Origin of the sequence: Pseudomonas sp. So3.2b (assembly GCF_019464415.1) — a bacterium.
Classification (GTDB): Bacteria; Pseudomonadota; Gammaproteobacteria; order Pseudomonadales; family Pseudomonadaceae; genus Aquipseudomonas; species Aquipseudomonas shahriarae.
In genome coordinates, this window is record NZ_CP080494.1 from 4007279 (window position 1) to 4026405 (window position 19127).

General features: G+C 61.8%; 17 protein-coding genes. 11 read left to right on the forward strand and 6 right to left on the reverse strand.

All coding sequences use genetic code 11. The annotated features are described in order from the left end of the window. Nucleotides 1-2 precede the first annotated feature (2 nt). From K1X80_RS17895 to K1X80_RS17915, 5 genes are all read left to right on the forward strand, one after another. On the forward strand, nt 3-1649 hold the full coding sequence (locus K1X80_RS17895; protein WP_057959118.1) for a GMC family oxidoreductase: 1647 nt from the start codon (nt 3-5) through the stop codon (nt 1647-1649). A gap of 100 nt (nt 1650-1749) precedes the next feature. Beyond that, nucleotides 1750-3375, forward strand: coding sequence for an MFS transporter (locus K1X80_RS17900; RefSeq protein ID WP_057439443.1), 1626 nt, complete (start codon nt 1750-1752; stop codon nt 3373-3375). Nucleotides 3376-3604: 229 nt separating this feature from the next. After that, nucleotides 3605-5554: a DNA topoisomerase III gene (locus K1X80_RS17905; RefSeq protein WP_186626209.1), complete on the forward strand. Its 1950-nt coding sequence runs from the start codon at nt 3605-3607 to the stop codon at nt 5552-5554. Nucleotides 5555-5678: 124 nt separating this feature from the next. Then, the gene (locus K1X80_RS17910; RefSeq protein ID WP_057959116.1) at nt 5679-6119 is read left to right on the forward strand and encodes a CBS domain-containing protein; all 441 of its coding nucleotides are present in this window, start codon (nt 5679-5681) and stop codon (nt 6117-6119) included. A gap of 528 nt (nt 6120-6647) precedes the next feature. Further along, on the forward strand, nt 6648-6977 hold the full coding sequence (locus K1X80_RS17915) for a hypothetical protein (RefSeq protein WP_029296579.1): 330 nt from the start codon (nt 6648-6650) through the stop codon (nt 6975-6977). 120 nt (nt 6978-7097) lie between these two features. Here K1X80_RS17915 and K1X80_RS17920 read toward each other — a convergent pair whose 3' ends face one another. Then, on the reverse strand, nt 7098-8000 hold the full coding sequence (locus tag K1X80_RS17920) for a LysR family transcriptional regulator (RefSeq protein WP_120733548.1): 903 nt from the start codon (nt 7998-8000) through the stop codon (nt 7098-7100). A gap of 132 nt (nt 8001-8132) precedes the next feature. On the opposite strand from K1X80_RS17920, the gene K1X80_RS17925 reads away from it, so the two are divergent. From K1X80_RS17925 to K1X80_RS17935, 3 genes are read left to right on the forward strand one after another with little or no spacing between them, the layout of a single operon-like run. Beyond that, the gene (locus K1X80_RS17925; protein ID WP_010211319.1) at nt 8133-8831 is read left to right on the forward strand and encodes a CoA transferase subunit A; all 699 of its coding nucleotides are present in this window, start codon (nt 8133-8135) and stop codon (nt 8829-8831) included. A 34-nt stretch (nt 8832-8865) separates the two neighbouring features. Continuing rightward, nucleotides 8866-9525 carry a CoA transferase subunit B gene (locus K1X80_RS17930; protein ID WP_057439446.1) on the forward strand — a complete coding sequence of 220 codons (660 nt, stop codon included), beginning with the start codon at nt 8866-8868 and terminating at the stop codon, nt 9523-9525. Between the two features lie 11 nt (nt 9526-9536). Beyond that, on the forward strand, nt 9537-10718 hold the full coding sequence (locus tag K1X80_RS17935; protein ID WP_057444130.1) for an acetyl-CoA C-acetyltransferase: 1182 nt from the start codon (nt 9537-9539) through the stop codon (nt 10716-10718). Between the two features lie 179 nt (nt 10719-10897). Here K1X80_RS17935 and K1X80_RS17940 read toward each other — a convergent pair whose 3' ends face one another. Beyond that, nucleotides 10898-11314: a PaaI family thioesterase gene (locus K1X80_RS17940; protein ID WP_057439447.1), complete on the reverse strand. Its 417-nt coding sequence runs from the start codon at nt 11312-11314 to the stop codon at nt 10898-10900. A 169-nt stretch (nt 11315-11483) separates the two neighbouring features. Between K1X80_RS17940 and K1X80_RS17945 the strand changes: the two genes are divergently transcribed. Then, nucleotides 11484-12263 carry a DUF4349 domain-containing protein gene (locus K1X80_RS17945; protein ID WP_057439448.1) on the forward strand — a complete coding sequence of 260 codons (780 nt, stop codon included), beginning with the start codon at nt 11484-11486 and terminating at the stop codon, nt 12261-12263. Between the two features lie 2 nt (nt 12264-12265). Here K1X80_RS17945 and K1X80_RS17950 read toward each other — a convergent pair whose 3' ends face one another. The 4 genes from K1X80_RS17950 to K1X80_RS17965 form a co-directional block, all read right to left on the reverse strand. Further along, nucleotides 12266-13351: a DUF1615 domain-containing protein gene (locus K1X80_RS17950; RefSeq protein WP_220172389.1), complete on the reverse strand. Its 1086-nt coding sequence runs from the start codon at nt 13349-13351 to the stop codon at nt 12266-12268. Between the two features lie 125 nt (nt 13352-13476). Continuing rightward, complete coding sequence (gene hemB, locus K1X80_RS17955) at nt 13477-14451, reverse strand: porphobilinogen synthase (protein ID WP_057959111.1); 975 nt, start codon at nt 14449-14451, stop codon at nt 13477-13479. Between the two features lie 212 nt (nt 14452-14663). After that, complete coding sequence (locus K1X80_RS17960) at nt 14664-15506, reverse strand: PhzF family phenazine biosynthesis protein (protein WP_220172390.1); 843 nt, start codon at nt 15504-15506, stop codon at nt 14664-14666. A 3-nt stretch (nt 15507-15509) separates the two neighbouring features. After that, complete coding sequence (locus tag K1X80_RS17965) at nt 15510-16208, reverse strand: glutathione S-transferase N-terminal domain-containing protein (protein ID WP_057439451.1); 699 nt, start codon at nt 16206-16208, stop codon at nt 15510-15512. 255 nt (nt 16209-16463) lie between these two features. On the opposite strand from K1X80_RS17965, the gene K1X80_RS17970 reads away from it, so the two are divergent. Further along, the gene (locus tag K1X80_RS17970; protein WP_057439452.1) at nt 16464-17165 is read left to right on the forward strand and encodes a hypothetical protein; all 702 of its coding nucleotides are present in this window, start codon (nt 16464-16466) and stop codon (nt 17163-17165) included. Nucleotides 17166-17217: 52 nt separating this feature from the next. Next, nucleotides 17218-18273 (forward strand): permease, encoded by a 1056-nt coding sequence (locus tag K1X80_RS17975; RefSeq protein WP_169990482.1) that lies wholly within the window; start codon nt 17218-17220, stop codon nt 18271-18273. Nucleotides 18274-19127 lie beyond the last annotated feature (854 nt).

The following is a 19127-nucleotide window of genomic DNA, read 5'->3' on the forward strand; positions in this document are numbered from 1 at the left end:
AGATGACTATTGCACCTGCGCAATACGATTACGTGGTAGTAGGCGCCGGCCCTGCGGGCTGCCTGCTGGCCAATCGACTGTCCGCCAACCCTGCCCATCGTGTGCTGCTGCTTGAAGCGGGCGGGCGCGACAACTACCCCTGGATCCATATCCCCGTCGGCTACCTGTTCTGCATCGGCAACCCGCGCACCGACTGGTGCTTCAAGACCGAAACCCAACCCGGCCTGCAAGGTCGTGCCCTGAGCTATCCACGGGGCAAGGTGCTGGGCGGCTGCTCGTCGATCAACGGCATGATCTACATGCGCGGCCAGGCCAACGACTACGATGGCTGGGCCGCCGAAGGCAACCCCGGCTGGGCCTGGGACGATGTATTACCGCTGTTCAAGCAAAGCGAAAACCATTTTGCCGGCGCCTCGCCCCTACATGGCGACAGCGGCGAGTGGCGCGTGGAGCAACAGCGCCTGCACTGGCCGATCCTCGACGCCTTCCGCGAAGCCGCCAAGCAAAGTGGCATCGCCAGCATCGACGACTTCAACCAGGGCGATAACGAAGGGTGTGGCTACTTCCAGGTCAACCAGAAAGGTGGCGTACGCTGGAATGCGGCCAAGGCGTTTCTCAAGCCCATCCGCCAGCGCGCCAACCTCACGGTGCTCACCGGCGTGGAAGTCGACCGTGTACTCCTGGAAAGCGGCCGCGCCAGTGCGGTGGTGGGCCGCCAGCTAGGGCAAGTAGTGACCTGGAAAGCCCATAAGGAAATCATCCTGTGCGCCGGGGCGGTGGGTTCGCCCGGCATCCTGCAGCGCTCCGGGATAGGGCCTTCGAGCATCCTCAAGCCCTTGGGCATCGAGGTCCTGCACGAACTGCCAGGGGTCGGTGGCAATCTGCAGGACCACCTGCAACTGCGGCTGATCTACAAGCTGGAAAACGCCCGCACCCTGAACCAGATCGCCGGTTCCGTGTGGGGCAAGATGGGCATGGGCCTGCAATACCTGTATGACCGCAGCGGCCCGCTGTCCATGGCGCCCAGCCAGCTCGGCGCCTTCGCCCGCTCGGGGCCGGAGCAGACTTCGGCCAACCTCGAATACCACGTGCAACCACTGTCGCTGGAACGCTTTGGCGAACCGCTGCACGCATTCCCGGCATTTACTGCGTCGGTTTGCGACTTGCGCCCGCAGAGTCGCGGACGCATTGATATCCGCTCGGCCGATCCCGCGACGCCGCCATTGATCCAGCCCAACTACCTGAGCCATCCCGAAGACTTGCGCGTGGCCGCCGATGCCATCCGCCTGACCCGGCGCATTGTCGGCGCCCAGGCCCTGCGCCCCTTCAACCCGGTGGAATACCTGCCCGGTGAGGCCTTGCAAAGCGATGAACAATTGCAAGAGGCGGCGGCGCGGATCGGCACCACGATTTTTCACCCGGTCGGCACCTGCCGCATGGGCCAGGATAAAGACGCGGTGGTCGATGCCCAGTTGCGCGTGCACGGCGTGCCCGGCCTGCGCATCGCCGATGCCTCGATCATGCCGCGCATCACCTCCGGCAATACCTGCTCACCCACTTTGATGATCGCGGAAAAAGCCGCGCAACTGATTCTGTCCCCTCAAACAAGGAACCTCACCCCCGAAAGAGAACAGACAACACCGGCATGACCTGTAGGCGCGAGTTTGCTCGCACCTACAGGACAAGAGCGGCGCTGAAGTTGGCGCCGACAGTGGAACAACAATAAATAATCACTGTGAGGGCTACCCCATGTCAGAACGTGCTCAACCCCTGGACGCCATGCCTGGCGCCACTGTCAGCAGCAAGGAGTCGCAAAAGGTCATCTTCGCCTCGTCCCTGGGGACGGTGTTCGAGTGGTATGACTTTTTCCTCTATGGCGCCCTCGCGGCGGTGATCAGCAAGCAATTTTTTGCCGGGGTCAACGACACCACGGCCTTTATCTTCGCCCTGATGGCCTTTGCCGCCGGCTTTGTGGTGCGGCCGTTCGGCGCGCTGGTGTTCGGCCGCCTGGGGGACATGATCGGACGCAAGTACACCTTCCTCGCCACCATCGTCCTGATGGGCGTGGCAACCTTCTGTGTGGGCCTGTTGCCCACCTACGCCAGCATCGGCATCGCCGCGCCGATCATCCTGGTGGTGCTGCGCATGCTCCAGGGCCTGGCCCTGGGCGGTGAATACGGCGGCGCCGCGACCTATGTCGCCGAGCACGCCCCCGCCGGCAAACGCGGCTTCCACACCAGCTGGATTCAATCCACCGCGACCCTCGGCCTGTTGCTGTCGTTGCTGGTGGTGCTGGCTTGCCGTTATTTCACGGGCGATCAGTTTGAAGTCTGGGGCTGGCGCCTGCCGTTCCTGCTGTCCATCGTGCTGCTGGGGATTTCCACCTGGATCCGCTTGAGCCTGCACGAATCCCCCGCGTTCCTGAAAATGAAAGAGGAAGGCAAGGCCAGCAAAGCGCCGATCCGCGAGTCGTTCGGTAACTGGCAAAACCTCAAGGTGGTGTTGATTGCGCTGTTCAGTATCAACGCCGGCCAGGCCGTGACCTTCTACGCCGCGCAATTCTATGTACTGTTCTTCCTGACCCAGTTCCTGAAGATGGACCCGGCCCTGGCCAATATGCTGCTGATCATCAGCGTGGTGATTGGCGCGCCGTTCTTTATCTTCTTCGGCTGGCTCTCGGACAAATGGGGGCGCAAGCCAGTACTGATGGTCGGCCTGCTGCTGGCCACCGCGCTGTACTTCCCGATCTTCAAGGGCCTGGCCCACTACACCAACCCGGCGATGGACCAGGCTAGCCGCCAGGCCCCGATCACCGTGCTGGCAGACCCGGCCACCTGCACCTTCCAGTTCGACCCGGTGGGCAAGGCGCGGTTTGACAGCCCATGCGACAAGGTCAAGACCTTCCTGGTCAAACAGGGCCTGCCCTACAGCAGCGAAGCCGCACCTGCCGGCAGCGCGGTGCAAGTCAGCATCGGCGATGTGCGCATCGACGGCTACGACGAAGACGCCCTGCGCGGCGCCGTGACCCTGGCCGGCTACCCGAAATCGGCAGACGTGGCCCAGGTCAACAAAACCATGGTGGTGGTGCTGATCGTCGCGCTGATCCTGATCGCCGCAATGTGCTACGGCCCACTCGCCGCACTGATGGTGGAACTGTTTCCGACGCGTATCCGCTACACCTCCATGTCCTTGCCCTACCACATCGGTAACGGCTGGTTTGGCGGGTTCCTGCCGACCGTGTCGTTTGCCTTGGTGGTGTACACCGGCGATATCTTCTACGGGCTGTGGTACCCGGTGGTGATTACCGGGGTGAGCCTGATCGTCGGGCTGCTGTGCCTGAAGGAAACCAAGAACGTGGATCTGGATAAAAACTAATCTCCCGCAAACCCTGTAAATCCCTTGTGGGAGCGGGCTTGCCCGCGATAGCGGTGGGTCAGTCAATGAATGTACTGACTGGCACCCCCCCTATCGCGGGCAAGCCCGCTCCCACATTGGTTTCCCGCCGCCCACACAAATTGCTGTATATCCATCCAGATAAAGGTTGCTCAATTGCCTTCTTTTGCCCATCCTTCGCCCATTCAACTGTGTAACGAATGGGCTGAGCATGCGGCTGTTCCTCTGTGAAAAACCCTCCCAGGCCAAGGATATCGCGGCCGTGCTCGGCGCCCGGCGCCGGGGCGACGGTTGCTGGCTGGGCACGGACGTCACCGTTACCTGGTGCATCGGCCACCTGTTGGAAACCGCCCCGCCCGATGCCTACGACGCCAAGTACAAGCGCTGGGTGCTGGCCGACCTGCCCATCGTCCCGGAAAAATGGAAGATGACGGTCAAGCCCAAGACCGCCAGCCAGTACAAGGCGGTCAAGCGCCTACTGGGGGAAGCCCGGGAACTGGTGATTGCCACCGATGCCGACCGCGAGGGCGAGATGATCGCCCGCGAACTGGTGGAGCATTGCCGCTATCGCGGGCCGATCCAGCGCCTGTGGCTGTCGGCGCTCGACGATGCCTCGATCCGCAAGGCCCTGGCATCGTTGAAGCCTGGCGCAGACACCTTCAGCCTCTACCATTCGGCCCTGGGCCGCTCCCGTGCCGACTGGCTGATCGGCATGAACATGAGCCGCCTGTTTACCCTGCTCGGCCGTCAGTCCGGCTATCAAGGTGTATTGCCCGTTGGGCGGGTGCAAACCCCGACCCTGCGCCTGGTGGTGGACCGCGACCGCAGCATTGCCGACTTCGTCCCGGTGGCTTACTGGGCCATTGATGTTGAGTTGCTGCACCAGCAGATGCGTTTTATCGCGCAATGGCGCGCCGCCGACGATATCTGTGACGACCAGGGCCGTTGCCTCAACCCGGAGCGGGCACAACACGCGGCGACGGCGATGAGCAACGCGGCCAGCGCACGCCTGGTGAAGCTGCGCACCGAACGCATGCGCGAAGTGGCACCCCTGCCCTTTGACCTGGGCACCCTGCAGGAAATCTGCTCGAAGAAACTCGGGCTCGGCGCCCAGGAAACCCTGGATATCGCCCAGTCCCTCTACGAAACCCATAAGGTCATCACCTACCCGCGCAGCGACTGCGGTTACCTGCCCGTGAGCCAGCATGGCGACGCGGCGACGATTCTCGCGGCACTGGGCCGCGCCGACCCGGCGGTGAGCGCGTTGATGCCACACCTCGATGCGCAGCGCCGCTCCCGCGCCTGGAACGACGCCAAGGTCAGCGCCCACCACGGCATTATTCCTACCGGCGCCGGCAAAGATCTTGCGCAGTTGACCGGCAAACACCGCGCCGTCTACACCTTGGTCCGCGCCCGATACCTGGCGCAGTTCCTGCCCAATCACGAATACGACCGCACCCAGGCGGACTTCGACTGTGCCGGCGAAGCCTTGCGCGCCGTAGGTAAAGTGGTGGTGGAACCCGGCTGGAAGCGTGCGTTGCCCGAAGCGCTGGCCCCGAGCCAAGGCCGTGAGGCGCCGGCGCCGCAGCCTTTGCCGGCGCTGGTGCAGGGCCAGGATTACGCTGTGGCCAAGGTCAACCTCAAGGACCTGTGGACCCAGCCGCCCAAGCCCTTTACCGAAGGCGACCTGATCAAGGCGATGAAAAACGTCGCCAAACTGGTGCAAGACCCGCTGCTCAAACAAAAGCTCAAGGACACCACCGGCATCGGTACCGAGGCGACTCGGGCCGGGATCATCCAGGGCCTGCTGGACCGTGGTTACTTGGTGAAAACCGGCAAGGCGCTGTCTGCCACACCGGCGGCCTTCAGCCTGATCGACGCGGTACCCAGGGCGATTGCCGATCCCGGCACCACCGCCATCTGGGAGCAGGCCCTGGACATGGTGCAGAGCGGTGAGATGAGCCTGGAAGAGTTCGTCGCCAAACAGGCCGCCTGGATGAGCAAGCAAGTGGCCCGCTGCAATGGTATGCAAATGACCATCAGCGGCCCGGCCAGCCCGGCAGGTCGTGGTGCCACCCCCTGGAAAAACAAACGCAAGCCGGCCAAGCCCAAGACCGCCGCCAGCCCGAAACGGGCGGTAAAACCGGCAAACAAGGGCTGAAATTGCAAAAAAAGTCAGGTAATGACGCTTTTCAAGCGGATATACGCCGCTTTGGCTCTTGCCCTGGCGCCAGCGGTCGAGGATTCTGTAGGCACTGCCTAATAACAAAACCGGGGTGGCCACCATGAAGACCGTCGCACAACTGCTCAAGTCCAAGGACCAGAAGAATCAGGAAGTCCATACCATCCAGTGGAATCACACCGTGTTTGAAGCGTTGGTGGTGATGGCAGCGAAGAACGTCGGCGCCTTGCCGGTAGTCAAGGACGGCAAGGTCGTCGGCATCATCAGTGAGCGCGACTACGCGCGCAAACTGATTCTCCATGGACTGTCCTCGACGACCACCCAGGTCCACCAGGTGATGAGTTCCCCGGCAATCACCGTGGACACCCACAAAAGCGTCGAAGATTGCATGGGCATCATGACTGACGGCCACCTGCGCCACCTGCCAGTGGTGGAAGAAGGAGAACTGCTGGGCCTGCTGTCCATCGGTGACCTGGTCAAGGAAGCCATCGCCGAGCAGGCGGCACTGATCCAGCAACTGGAACAGTACATCCGCGGCGAATAGCATTCCCCTAAGCACCACAAATCCAATGTGGGAGCTGGCTTGCCAGCTCCCACAGCAGCGCAACCCCTCGACTCCCCGGCACAAAAAGTGACGCCCAAGTCACCTTTCCCCAGCCCCCCCTCTCTTCTGCAGAAAATATGTAGTGAGCAAAAATAATCACTACATAACCGTTGACGTAACCATTTTGAGCTTGCATGATTCAAGCGTCTCCCGGATCGGGAGTGCTGGTAACAAGCGTTTTGAACAAGCTCGTCTGACCGCCGAGCTGTTTTTCCGGATGTGCACTGCCCACAAGGCAGATTGATGAAGCTGACCGGCCCGAAAGGATCGGTACAAGAAGCTCAAATGCTGCTTGTCTTCGTTATGAAACCATTGCGTAGCAGTTCATCAGAAACACTACATGCATCAGGTTCAAGACCCTGTCCGTATTTGGCAGACCGTTTCTGACGCCCGGTTTTCATAGCCGGAGACAACTAACGTGAATTAACGAATCAACTGAAGATCGCCAACTGGTCAAGGGGCTTACACATGAATCTGAACAACCAACCAACTATTGATGAATTGGCTGAGATGTTCGCAGCGCAGAAAGACACACTCGACGACCATATCCTGTGGATTGGCAAATCGGGCGAAGTGCAAATTGACTGCCTGGCGCCCCATACCGAAGAAGCCGAGTTCGACCGCAATAACCGTGAACTGGCGGCGCGCCTGAAGATGTACCGCCGCGGCCAGGGTTATGTTGGTAAAAAAGCAGCTGCCGATCGCAACTTTATCGAGCAGGTCTTCGATACACTTAACAATGCCTGGGAGTCGTTCAAGGACAACTCGCAAGTTAAAGTGATTGACCGCTACTACTAAGAATAACTAGACCTTTGTGGGAGCTGGTTTGCCTGAGATAACCGTTTAACGATCAACCTAGTTGTTGAGTGTTAAATAGCTATCGCAGGCAAGCCAGCTCCCACATTTGTTTGTGTCGACTTAAATCCCCGGGAATCGCCCCTTCCCCGCTTCGTCGCGGAAGATATCAAACAGTGCCTGCGCCGCCGCCGACAGCTCATGCCCCGGCTTGGTCAGCACCCCAATCGGCCGCTCGATCACCGGGTCACACAAGGTGATGCAACGGGCCCCCGCCTCTTCCATCTGCTGTGCGCACAATGCAGGCACGGCGCTGACGCCCAGGCCGCTGGCAACCATCTTGCCCACGGTTGCCAATTGATGGCTTTCCAACGCCACCGGCAGTTTCATCTGTAACGCGCCGAGGTGCTCCTCGAGCATCACCCGGACCGTGGAAGGCCGCTGCAAGGTAATGAACGGTTGCACCAGCAGGGTTTTCCAGTCGATCGCGGTCATGTCCGCCAGCGGCGAGTCGCCGGGCACCACCGCGACAAAGCGGTCCAGATACAGCGGGGTGAAGGCCAGCGACGACCCCGGTGAAGGCTCAAACGCCACACCCAGCTCCACTTGGCGATCACGGACCATTTCCAGGACCTGCTCATTGATCAAATCGTGCACCGTGACATTGACCTGGGGAAACCGCGCACGGAACACCTTCAGGATCGGCGGCAGCAGGTTGCCGGCAAACGACGGCATCGCCGCCACCGTCACGCGCCCGCGCTGCAGGGTAAAACGCTGGCGCAGTTCATCCTCGGCATTGTCCCAGTCGGCAATCAACCGGCGAGCCAGGGGCAACAGGGATTCGCCTTCAGGGGTCAGCGCGACGTTGCGCGTATTACGGCTGAACAGCCGCCCGCCCAGGCCCTCCTCCAGGCCCTTGATGGTCAGGCTCAGGGCCGACTGGGACAAATGCAGGCGCTCACAGGCGGCGGCAAAACTCAGGCTCTGGGCCACGGCAAGAAAGGCCCGCATCTGTTTAACTGTCATGACGCTGCTCCTACGGCTTGGCGATTGTGCTGTTTTTTAAATCAATCAACCTTAAAAAACAACTTAACAAATCAATCTGTCAGCGCAACACTCGAGTCACTGGCTGGACCACAAACAATAAAAGAGGTGCATATGGCAGGTTTCGATAAACGCGTGGCGTCCTATGAAGAAGCGCTGGCAGGCCTTGAAGACGGCATGACCGTACTCTCCGGCGGCTTTGGCCTGTGCGGCATCCCGGAAAACCTCATCGCCGAAATCAAGCGCAAAGGCACCCGCGACCTCACGGTGGTCTCCAACAACTGCGGCGTCGATGGCTTTGGCCTGGGTGTATTGCTCGAAGAAAAACAGATCAGCAAGGTCATCGCCTCCTATGTCGGTGAAAACGCCCTGTTCGAGAAGCAACTGCTCAGCGGTGAAATCGAAGTCGTGCTGACGCCCCAGGGCACCCTGGCCGAAAAAATGCGTGCAGGCGGCGCGGGCATTCCGGCGTTCTTTACCGCCACCGGTGTTGGCACGCCCGTCGCCGAAGGCAAGGAAACCCGCGAGTTCAATGGTCGCCCGTACCTGATGGAAGAATCCATCACCGGCGACTTCGCCATCGTCAAAGGCTGGAAAGCCGACCATTTCGGCAACGTCATCTACCGCCACACCGCCCAGAACTTCAACCCGCTGGCCGCCACCGCCGGCAAGATCACCGTGGTCGAAGTCGAGGAAATCGTCGAACCGGGCGAGCTGGACCCGGCGCAGATCCACACCCCTGGCATCTACGTCGACCGGATCATCTGCGGCACCTTCGAGAAGCGCATCGAACAGCGCACCGTCCGCAAATAATCTGCCCAGCCCGAACAATAAGAGGAACAGCACTATGGCTCTTACCCGCGAACAAATGGCTCAACGCGTCGCCCGCGAAATGCAGGACGGCTTCTACGTCAACCTCGGCATCGGCATCCCGACCCTGGTGGCCAACTACATTCCCGAAGGCATGGAAGTGATGCTGCAATCGGAAAACGGCCTGCTGGGCATGGGACCGTTTCCTACCGAAGACACCATTGATGCCGACATGATCAACGCCGGCAAGCAGACCGTCACCGCGCGTATCGGCGCCTCGATCTTTTCCTCGGCCGAGTCCTTCGCAATGATTCGCGGCGGCCACGTAGACCTCACGGTACTCGGCGCCTTTGAAGTGGACGTACACGGCAACATCGCCTCGTGGATGATCCCCGGCAAGCTGGTCAAGGGCATGGGCGGTGCCATGGACCTGGTGGCCGGCGCAGAAAACATCATCGTGATCATGACCCACGCCTCCAAGGACGGTGAGTCCAAGCTGCTCAGCCAGTGCAGCCTGCCGCTGACCGGTGCCCACTGCATCAAGCGCGTGCTGACGGACCTGGCGTACCTGGAAATCGAAAATGGCGCTTTTGTCCTCAAGGAACGCGCACCTGGCGTCAGCGTTGAAGAGATTGTGAGCAAGACCGCCGGTAAACTGATCGTCCCGGACCACGTTCCAGAAATGCACTTCCAGTGAGGACAGATTCCATGCAAGACGTCGTGATTGTTGCTGCCACCCGCACCGCCGTGGGCAGCTTTCAAGGAGCCCTGGCCGGCATCCCGGCACCGGAACTGGGCGCCGCCGTGATCCGCCGCCTGCTGGAGCAGACCGGCCTGGACCCTGCGCAAGTGGACGAAGTGATCCTCGGCCAGGTCCTGACCGCAGGTTCGGGCCAGAACCCGGCACGCCAGGCGTCGATTCTCGCCGGCCTGCCACATGCAGTGCCCAGCCTGACCTTGAACAAGGTCTGCGGCTCGGGCCTCAAGGCCCTGCACCTGGGCGCACAGGCCATCCGTTGCGGTGACGCCGAGGTGATTATCGCCGGCGGCATGGAGAACATGAGCCTGGCCCCGTACGTGCTGCCTGCCGCCCGCACCGGCCTGCGCATGGGGCACGCGAAGATGGTCGACAGCATGATCACCGACGGCCTGTGGGACGCGTTCAACGACTACCACATGGGCATCACCGCCGAGAACCTGGTGGACAAGTACGGCATCAGCCGTGAAGCCCAGGACGCCTTCGCCGCTGCCTCCCAGCAAAAAGCGGCCGCGGCGATTGAAGCCGGGCGCTTTGCCGATGAAATCACCCCGATCCTGATTCCCCAGCGCAAGGGCGACCCGATTGCCTTTGCGGTGGACGAGCAGCCCCGCGCCGGCACTACCGCCGAATCCTTGGGCAAACTCAAACCGGCCTTCAAGAAAGACGGCAGCGTCACCGCCGGCAACGCGTCGAGCCTCAACGACGGCGCCGCCGCCGTGTTGCTGATGAGTGCCGATAAAGCCAAGGCCCTCGGCCTGCCGGTGCTGGCGCGTATCGCCAGCTACGCGAATGCGGGTGTTGATCCGGCGATCATGGGCATTGGCCCGGTGTCCGCGACCCGTCGTTGCCTGGACAAGGCCGGCTGGCAGTTGGCCGACCTGGACCTGATCGAAGCCAACGAAGCCTTCGCCGCACAGGCGCTGGCAGTGGGCAAGGAACTGGAGTGGGACGCGGCCAAGGTCAACGTCAATGGCGGCGCGATTGCCATTGGCCACCCGATTGGCGCCTCAGGCTGCCGTGTGCTGGTGACCCTGCTGCATGAAATGCTCAAGCGCGACGCCAAGAAAGGCCTGGCGACCTTGTGCATCGGTGGCGGCCAGGGCGTGGCACTGGCCCTTGAGCGCGACTGATTCAACGAGCAACATGAAAGAGGCCCGGCTCCACGAAAAGCCGGGCCTTTTTTTGCCTATTTGATTTGCGCCCCCCTCCGATGTGGGAGCTGGCTTGCCTGCGATAGCGGAGGGGCAGTCACCGGTAGCATTGACTGATACACCGCTATCGCAGGCAAGCCGGCTCCTACATTAGATATCTAGCGTCCATTGGATTGCGGCACGGCAAATACCGCGGTGGCCCGCACCACCACCTTTTCCCCCACCTGCAAGCTGACCGTGGCAAACGCCATCTGCCGTCCGCGCTTGTGGTGCTCCAGCTGCACCTCGATCCACTCCCCCACCTGCACCGCCCCCAGATAATCGAGGGTCATGCTCGCGGTAATCAACGGCAACGGCGGGTCACTGGAGAACGCCATGGCATACCCCATGCCGACATCCGCCAGGGTCGCCAGTACGCCGCCATGCACCGTGCCACGCCCGTTGGCATGGCGGTTGTCGGCGCGCAGGCCCAGTTGCAGGTGCAGTCCCTCGCCACGGCAATACACCGGCCCCAGCAAATCCAGGAGCGGGCTGCTGCGGGGCAAGGGAATAAAGCCTTCAGGGACGTGAGTCATGGTGGATCTTCCTTGTGACCGGGCCCGAGGTTTAACCTGCTCCGGTGGATGCAGCCAGCATGATCAACCGGGTAAATCAGTGACGATAAGCCTGCGCCCGCTTTGCGTTCGCCGGGCAAACCGGCTTTAATCGCCGCGCACTTTATCCCGCACACTTGAAGGAACCGTAATGCGCCACCTGGAAGGCAGATCTACTGCATTGATGTTATTGGCCGCCCTGCTGCTCGGCGGCTGTTCGCCCAAGGAGTATTCCGAGTCGACGCCGATCAATGGCGAACAGGGCCGGGCCGGCGCGCTGTTGGCCTATGAACACGAGTTGAGTCTGGCGATGCCGCTGGCCCTGCTCGCGCCACGCATGCAGGCCACCCGCCAAGCCTGCGAGTCGGCACAGTTCGGCGCCTGCAATATCCTGCGTATCGAAGAGAACAGCGACGGCGGCACGATCGTGTTGCGCATCGCCCCCAGCGGGGTCGAACCCTTGGTGAAGATGGTGGCCGAGGGGGGGCAACTGGGGCAGCGCATCACCAGCGCCGAAGACTTGGCCGACGCGGTGGCCGATGTGCGCCGTCGCCAGGAACGTTTGCAGGCCCAGCAAAAACGCCTGGATGAACTGGCGGCGCGCAAGGACATCACCGTGGGCGACCTGATCACCCTGACCAAGGAACAGGCCTCCATCGAAAACGAGCTGCAGGAACTGGCGCAGATCGCCGCCGGCCAGCAGCGGCGCCTGGACACCAACCGCGTGACCTTGAACTTCAGTCCATCCGACGGCGAGCATCAGCAATCACGTTTTGCGCGGATGTTCGGCAACCTCGGCGACAACCTGGTCGACGGCACCGCCGATGCCCTGGAACGCTCCAGCTACGTGCTGCCGTTCGTGATCCTCGCCTTCCCGGTGTTGTGGCTGTGGGTCTGGTTGTGGCGCAAGCTGGTCAAGCGCCGCCCCTGACCTCAGCGCTTCATGCAGCGCTGGTAACGCTCATCCACGCGCTTGGCGAACCAGGCCGTGGTGAGGTTACGGGTGATCTTCGGGCTCTTGAGCACAATCCCCGGCAGGATCGCCCGTGGCAGCGGCTTGCCTTCGGCTTTCTCGGCCAGGGCAAACACTCGCTGGTACAGGGTGGTCTGTTCAAAATCCAGGCGATCACCCTGCTCCAACTGGCTGCGAATGCTCGGGTTGCGCATGTCCAGCTTCTTGCCCAGTGAGCGCACCGCCAACTCCGTGGTGCCGGGCATGATCGAGCCATAGCGGATCAAATCGCCATCCAGCGCCAGGCGGGTCCCGGAAGCACGGCTGACCGCGGCCTGAAACGCGGCATTGCGGCTGGCGTACCAACCGGCGTTGAAGTCGGCAAAGCGGTACAGCGGCTTCTCGTAGCTCACCGGGTAACCCAGCAAATGGGCAATGCCGAAGTACATGCCGCCACGCCGGGTGAACACTTCGCGGCGAATGCTCCCATCTACGCTGTAGGGATAATTGCGCGCCTGCTGCTCTGCGAAGGCAATGCTCACCTGCATCGGGCCTGCGGTATGCACTGGGTTGAAACTGCCAAACAAGGTGCGGCCCAACGGCACTGTGCCGATAAAGTCGTCAAAGATCCCACTCAGGTCCTTCTCGGTACGCGCAGCGCTCAGGCGGTCGGCGTAGGACTTACCCGTAGGCGAGCGCAGTTGCAACGCGGTGCGCACCAGCACGGCCGGCACATGCACCTTGGCTGCACGCTTGAGGATTTCATCCTGGGCGATCTTGCCCATGTTCGGCACCGGCGGGTCGACCTGATAGGTGGACTCTTGCTCGGTGACCGCCAGCACCGCACAGATATTTTCGGTGCTGGGGTAGATCTTCTGGCTGTCGAGCGCCGTGTAGATATCCTGGGCCCAACCGGCACGATCCGGAACCCTGGCCGGCATCAGTCGCACAATCTGCGCCTTGACCTCGGCCTCACTGCGTTCGGGGAGTTGCTGGCTGCGTTGGGTCGAACAGCCGGCCAGCACCAATAAGGCGGCCAGGCCGAGAGTCAGCCGGGATGAAAGCATGCGGGGGGTGTCCTGTGAGTCGCTGAAAGTGCCCACTATCTCACAAACCCACGCCCACCCCCTGCAGGAGCGGGCTTGCCCGCGATGGCGCCCTCAAGCCGGCTCCCACAGTACATGCGCTGGGATCAGATACCGGCGAGCGCCAGGTCCATCGCAAAGTAGGTAAAGATCAGGTCCGCACCGGCGCGCTTGATCGAACCCAGGGTTTCGCGCACCACCCGCGCTTCGTCGATGGCGCCGGCCTGGGCGCCGAACTTGATCATCGCGTATTCGCCACTGACCTGGTACGCCGCCACCGGTAAACGCGAGGCTTCGCGGATGTCGCGGATGATGTCCAGGTAAGCACCGGCCGGCTTGACCATCAGCGAGTCGGCCCCTTCCTGCTCATCGAGCAAGGATTCGCGCACGGCTTCGCGGCGGTTCATCGGGTTCATCTGGTAGCTTTTGCGGTCGCCCTTCAGCGCGCTGCCACCCGCCTCGCGGAACGGGCCATACAGGGCCGAAGCGAATTTAGTCGAGTACGCCATGATCGGGATATGGCTGAATCCGGCCGCATCCAGCGCCCGGCGAATGGCCTGGACCTGGCCGTCCATCGCGGCCGACGGCGCGATCACATCGGCACCGGCACGGGCTGCCGCCACCGCTTGCTTGCCCAGGTTGGCCAGGGTGCGGTCGTTGTCCACTTCATTGCCGTGCATCACGCCGCAATGGCCGTGGTCGGTGTATTCGCAGAAGCAGGTGTCGGACATCACGATCATTTCCGGCACCGCGTCCTTGCAGATCGCCGACATGCGCGACACCAGCCCGCGCTCGTTCCAGGTATCGCTGCCGCTGGCGTCCAGGTGATGGGACACGCCGAACGTCATCACCGACTTGATCCCGGCACGGGCAAAGCGCTCGATTTCACTGGCCAGTTTCGATTCGGGGATGCGCATCACGCCGGGCATGCTGGTGATCGGCACGAAGTCGTCGATTTCTTCTTCGACGAAAATCGGCAATACCAGATCATTGAGGGTGAACTCGGTTTCCTGGAACAGGCTGCGCAGCTCAGGGGAACGGCGCAGGCGGCGGGAACGGGCTTCGGGGAACTGACTGGACATGGGGTTTCCTACAAAAAAGGCCAGGGCACGTGGCAAGGCCGCTAGCTTAAGGGCGAAAGCTTATGCCCGGATTGACCGAGAGCACAAATACGGCGGCCATAACGGTGTTTTGCCATTCACGTAACAATGCGGTCTAGGCTAAACAAGCAGGAGCAGCAACGAGTGACCTGTAGAGACCGAGCTGCCCCCTTCCCCACAGGTGCGTTACGGCGTTACAGGCTCAGGCGCCCTTCGATACACAGCGAGACGGCGCCGCCGATCCAGATCTCATCGCCCTGCTGCTGCACGCGAATACGCCCGGCGCGGCCGATGGCCGTGCCCTGGCTGACCACGTATTCGCTGGGGGCCAGGCCCGCACCGAGCAGCCATTGTGCGACACCCGCGTTAAGGCTGCCGGTGGCCGGGTCTTCGGGGGCGCCGTCACCGGCAATAAACGCGCGCACTTCAAACTGCGCATCCACCTCGTCGCGCGTCGGGTCGCACGGAGCAACCACGCCCACCGCCAGCCCGAGCAGTTTTGAATAGTCCGGCTGCAACTCCAGCACCGTCTGCCGGTCCGTCAACATCAGCGCCAGCCAACCGGCGCCGTTATCGACCCACTGGCTGCGCACAATCGCTTCGGGCTCAAGGTTGAGCGCCAGGCGCACACGCTCCAGCAACTCGGCATCCAACGGCCCTGAACGCAGCAAGGGTGGCGCGATAAACGCCAGTTCCTCGCCCTGGCGACGGATGCGCACCAGGCCGATCTCGCATTCCTGGATGATCTCGTCGCCCCGGGGCACACCACCGGCCTGCAGCCACGCCCGGCAACTGCCCAGGGTTGGGTGGCCGGCGAACGGCAGCTCCTGCACGGTGGTGAAAATCCGCACCCGGTAATCCGCACGCGGGTCGCGCGGTTGCAGCAGGAACGTGGTTTCGCTGAGGTTGGTCCACTTGGCGAAGTCAGCCATCTGCTGGTCACTGAGGCTATCGGCGCCCAGCACCACGGCCAGCGGGTTGCCCTTGAGCGCCACGCTGCTGAACACGTCCAGTTGCTTGAAATCAAAAGTCGGCATGGGTCAGCTCGGAATATTCAGGCCACGGATCACCGCCGGCCGGGCGACAAAGCCATCCAGCGCGCGCAGTACATTGGGGAAGTCGGTGATGCCCACCAGATCGCCCGATTCATAGAAGCCAATCAGGTTGCGGATCCAGGGAAAGGTGGCGATATCGGCGATGCTGTACTCATCCCCCATGATCCAGCTGCGGCCCAGCAGGCGTTTTTCCAGCACCTCCAGCAGGCGTCGGGCTTCAGCGGCATAGCGGTCGCGGGGGCGCTTGTCTTCGTAGGCCTTGCCGGCGAACTTATTGAAGAAACCGACCTGGCCGAACATCGGCCCGATCCCGGCCATCTGGAACATCAGCCATTGCAGGGTTTCGTAGCGCGCGGCGGGTGCCTGGGGCAGTAGTTGCGCGGTTTTCTCTGCCAGGTAAATCAGGATCGCCCCCGACTCGAACAACGCCAGCGGCTCACCGCCGGGACCGTTGGGGTCGATGATCGCCGGGATCTTGTTGTTGGGGTTCAGGGACAGAAACTCGGGCGAGAGTTGGTCCTGGGTATCGAAGCTGACCTTATGCGCCTCATAGGCCAGGCCCACCTCTTCGAGCATGATCGAGACTTTGACCCCATTGGGCGTCGGCAACGAGTACAGCTGCAGGCGTTCGGGATGCTCGGCTGGCCATTTGGTAATAATCGGAAACGCTGCAGCGGAAATCATCGATGTACCCCAAGGTGAGAAAAACCCATGATAGCCATCCGGCGGCGCGCCTGCATCGGTCTTCAATTCGCAACATGCGCTGGTTAATCTCTTGCACCAAGCGAACCAAAACGCCCTGGCGCACTCTTAGAAGCGCTTGAACGGTTGAATGGAGGCATACCGCCATAACTGTCACGGAAAACCGCACGTTGCTTGGAGCATCGCTGTGGCTGGGCCTTCCAGCCTTGATCCGACGCACCGAAGACTCGACCACTAATGAAAATCAAGCCTTTGTGCCTTGGCAAACGTTTCAAAAAATATGCTTATTTCCTGGTGCCAACGGTGTTCGTCGGCGGTGCCTTGATGCTGGCTTTCGAAGCCCGCGAAAGCAGCGCCGAGCCGAAGAACGGCGTGCAAACCCTGGTGTTCCTGCGTCATGGTGAAAAGCCTGTGGGCGGCCTGGGCCAACTCAATTGCCAGGGCCTCAACCGCGCAATGAACCTGGCCACGGTATTGCCGGAAAAATTCGGCGCTGCCGACTTTGTGTTCGCGGCCAACCCGACGCGCAATGTCGAAGAAGGCGAGTTCGACAATTCCTACAGCTACATTCGGCCATTGATGACCATCAGCCCCAGCGCGATCAAACTCGGGCTGCCGGTGAACATCGAGTTTTCGGCCAACGATACCAGCGACCTGGCTGACGAATTGATGGAGGACAAGTACCACAACTCCACCATCTACACGGCCTGGTCCCATGGCTACCTGCCGGAATTGATCAACAAGGTGGCCAGTGAAGCGGTCGGTGAGAAGTACACCATCACCGAAGACTGGTCCGGCGGCGATTTCGACACCCTGTACGTGTTGACCCTGACCTGGCAGAACGGCAAGGCCAGCCTGCTCAGCCGCAACTACAAGCAAGGCCTGGATAACGGCTTGCAGACTTGCCCGGATGCGACGCATGTAGCCGCCGACACCTGACACCGGGACCGCGTATGATGCGTCGCTATCGACTTATCTGCGGATCTTGACCATGTCTAACCTCACCTCTGCCAGCCCTGCTCGCGGCTGGTCCTTCTGGTGGAAACCGGCGCTGTTCCTGTTGGTGGCCTGCGTCGGCCTGTATTACGTGAAGTGGTCGCCCTACTACTTCAAGGCCTTTGTCGCGGCCGACAGCCACAGCATCGGCAACTCGATTCTCAATGACCAGCAGGGCTCGCCATTGGCGGCCGCCCTGGCCTATGCCCAGGTGTATTTCCTGGCGATCTGGAAAGCCGCCGTGCTCGCGGTGATTCTCGGTTCGTTATTGCAGGTGCTGATTCCACGGGACTGGCTGTTGCGCCTGTTCGGCCGCGCCGGACTGGGCTCCACCGTGCGTGGCGGGCTGTTCGCCTTGCCGGGCATGATGTGCAGTTGCTGCGCCGCGCCGGTGGCCGCCGGCATGCGTCGTCAACAAGTGTCGGTGGGTGCTGCATTGGCGTTCTGGATGGCCAACCCGGTACTCAACCCCGCGACCCTGGTTTTCATGGGGTTTGTGCTGGGCTGGGACTTTGCCGCCCTGCGCCTGGTGGCCGGTGTCGTGCTGGTGATCGGTGTCGCGCTGGTCGCCCAACGCATCGCCCGCCCCGAGCAGGTGCCCCAGGTAGCACTGGAGGCCGTGGCCGACGTCAGCGGCACCGAGACCCAGCCGTTCCTCAGCCGCTGGCTGCGCACCTTGTGGCAGTTGTTCTGGAGCACCATCCCGATCTACATCCTGGCGGTGTTGCTACTGGGCGCAGCGCGGGTGTGGCTGTTCCCACACGTGGACGGGGCGATGGCCGATAGCCTGCTGTGGCTGGTACCCCTGGCGATTGTCGGCACCCTGTTTGTGATCCCCACCGCTGCAGAAATCCCGATTGTGCAGACCATGATGGCCCTGGGGCTGGGCACCGGGCCCGCGGTGGCGCTGCTGATGACCCTGCCGAGCGTGAGCCTGCCGTCGCTGTTGATGCTGCGCAAGGATTTCGATACGCGGGTGCTGGTGACGGTGGCCGGGCTGACCATGCTGATGGGTGTGGTGTGCGGGTTGGTGGCGGTGGTCGTCCTTTAGGAAGGGTTGACTGTCAGGGCCTCATCGCAGCATAGGTATCTACACAACTCTTTTATCTAGTGCTTGTTGGGTTTGTGTACATATCCGTTGCTGCGGTCACGGCCACTTAGGGTTCCGCCCTTACGGCGGCTCACTTTGGAAGAGCGCCAAAGTAAGCAAAGCGCTCTTGCCCCACCACTCGGTGCCTCGCCTAGGCTCGGCATGCCCGCAGTCAGGCATTGCTCCGTGGGCCCGCCGCGATCGGCCATCCCTGGCCGTGTCGCGGCTACCCCGGCATCCATGCCGGGGTGCCCACTGCGCAATACCTGCCTGCGGCCATCGTGGTTTAACGGGGCGCCTAAGATCAAGATCAAAAGCCAGATCAAAAGCAGAGCAACAGCAATCCCAAAGCGCGAAACTGCATTCCCTGTGGGAGCTGGCTTGTCGGATCGCCGCATCGCTGCGATGACGCCCGAAAGAACACATCAGAGTGTCAGGTATTCATTTGTCATCGTTAACGACCATCGCGGGCAAGCCCGCTCCCACAGGGGTACCCACACGCCTCGACGATCAGGTCGGCTACCAGGCCGCCTCGCTTTGCTTTTGATCTTGATCTTGATCTGAGGCGCCCCGTTAAACCACGCTGGCCGTCATCCGATTTTGATTTGGGGGGGGTAACCCGGCAGGACGCCGGGTTAGCCGCGCTGGGCCATGGATGGCCCATCGCGGCGGCCCCCCAAATCAATGTCGGATGACGGGCACACCGAGCCTAGGCGAGGTGCCGAGTGGTGGGGCAAAAGCCCTAATGAGATGGTCAGCCCGGCACGGGCCCCCGGTAAATCTAGACTTACCGGAAGGCCCACTTTCGCTAAGGA

What these genes read in the sequence shown, in the direction of transcription:
- K1X80_RS17920 (WP_120733548.1), bottom strand. Translation starts at nt 8,000, where the DNA reads ATGACAGTTAAACAGATGCGGGCCTTTCTTGCCGTGGCCCAGAGCCTG.
- K1X80_RS17960 (WP_220172390.1), bottom strand. Translation starts at nt 15,506, where the DNA reads ATGCCGACTTTTGATTTCAAGCAACTGGACGTGTTCAGCAGCGTGGCG.
- hemB (WP_057959111.1), bottom strand. Translation starts at nt 14,451, where the DNA reads ATGTCCAGTCAGTTCCCCGAAGCCCGTTCCCGCCGCCTGCGCCGTTCC.
- K1X80_RS17900 (WP_057439443.1), top strand. Translation starts at nt 1,750, where the DNA reads ATGTCAGAACGTGCTCAACCCCTGGACGCCATGCCTGGCGCCACTGTC.
- K1X80_RS17935 (WP_057444130.1), top strand. Translation starts at nt 9,537, where the DNA reads ATGCAAGACGTCGTGATTGTTGCTGCCACCCGCACCGCCGTGGGCAGC.
- K1X80_RS17965 (WP_057439451.1), bottom strand. Translation starts at nt 16,208, where the DNA reads ATGATTTCCGCTGCAGCGTTTCCGATTATTACCAAATGGCCAGCCGAG.
- K1X80_RS17895 (WP_057959118.1), top strand. Translation starts at nt 3, where the DNA reads ATGACTATTGCACCTGCGCAATACGATTACGTGGTAGTAGGCGCCGGC.
- K1X80_RS17905 (WP_186626209.1), top strand. Translation starts at nt 3,605, where the DNA reads ATGCGGCTGTTCCTCTGTGAAAAACCCTCCCAGGCCAAGGATATCGCG.
- K1X80_RS17940 (WP_057439447.1), bottom strand. Translation starts at nt 11,314, where the DNA reads ATGACTCACGTCCCTGAAGGCTTTATTCCCTTGCCCCGCAGCAGCCCG.
- K1X80_RS17975 (WP_169990482.1), top strand. Translation starts at nt 17,218, where the DNA reads ATGTCTAACCTCACCTCTGCCAGCCCTGCTCGCGGCTGGTCCTTCTGG.
- K1X80_RS17910 (WP_057959116.1), top strand. Translation starts at nt 5,679, where the DNA reads ATGAAGACCGTCGCACAACTGCTCAAGTCCAAGGACCAGAAGAATCAG.
- K1X80_RS17925 (WP_010211319.1), top strand. Translation starts at nt 8,133, where the DNA reads ATGGCAGGTTTCGATAAACGCGTGGCGTCCTATGAAGAAGCGCTGGCA.
- K1X80_RS17945 (WP_057439448.1), top strand. Translation starts at nt 11,484, where the DNA reads ATGCGCCACCTGGAAGGCAGATCTACTGCATTGATGTTATTGGCCGCC.
- K1X80_RS17950 (WP_220172389.1), bottom strand. Translation starts at nt 13,351, where the DNA reads ATGCTTTCATCCCGGCTGACTCTCGGCCTGGCCGCCTTATTGGTGCTG.
- K1X80_RS17930 (WP_057439446.1), top strand. Translation starts at nt 8,866, where the DNA reads ATGGCTCTTACCCGCGAACAAATGGCTCAACGCGTCGCCCGCGAAATG.
- K1X80_RS17915 (WP_029296579.1), top strand. Translation starts at nt 6,648, where the DNA reads ATGAATCTGAACAACCAACCAACTATTGATGAATTGGCTGAGATGTTC.
- K1X80_RS17970 (WP_057439452.1), top strand. Translation starts at nt 16,464, where the DNA reads ATGAAAATCAAGCCTTTGTGCCTTGGCAAACGTTTCAAAAAATATGCT.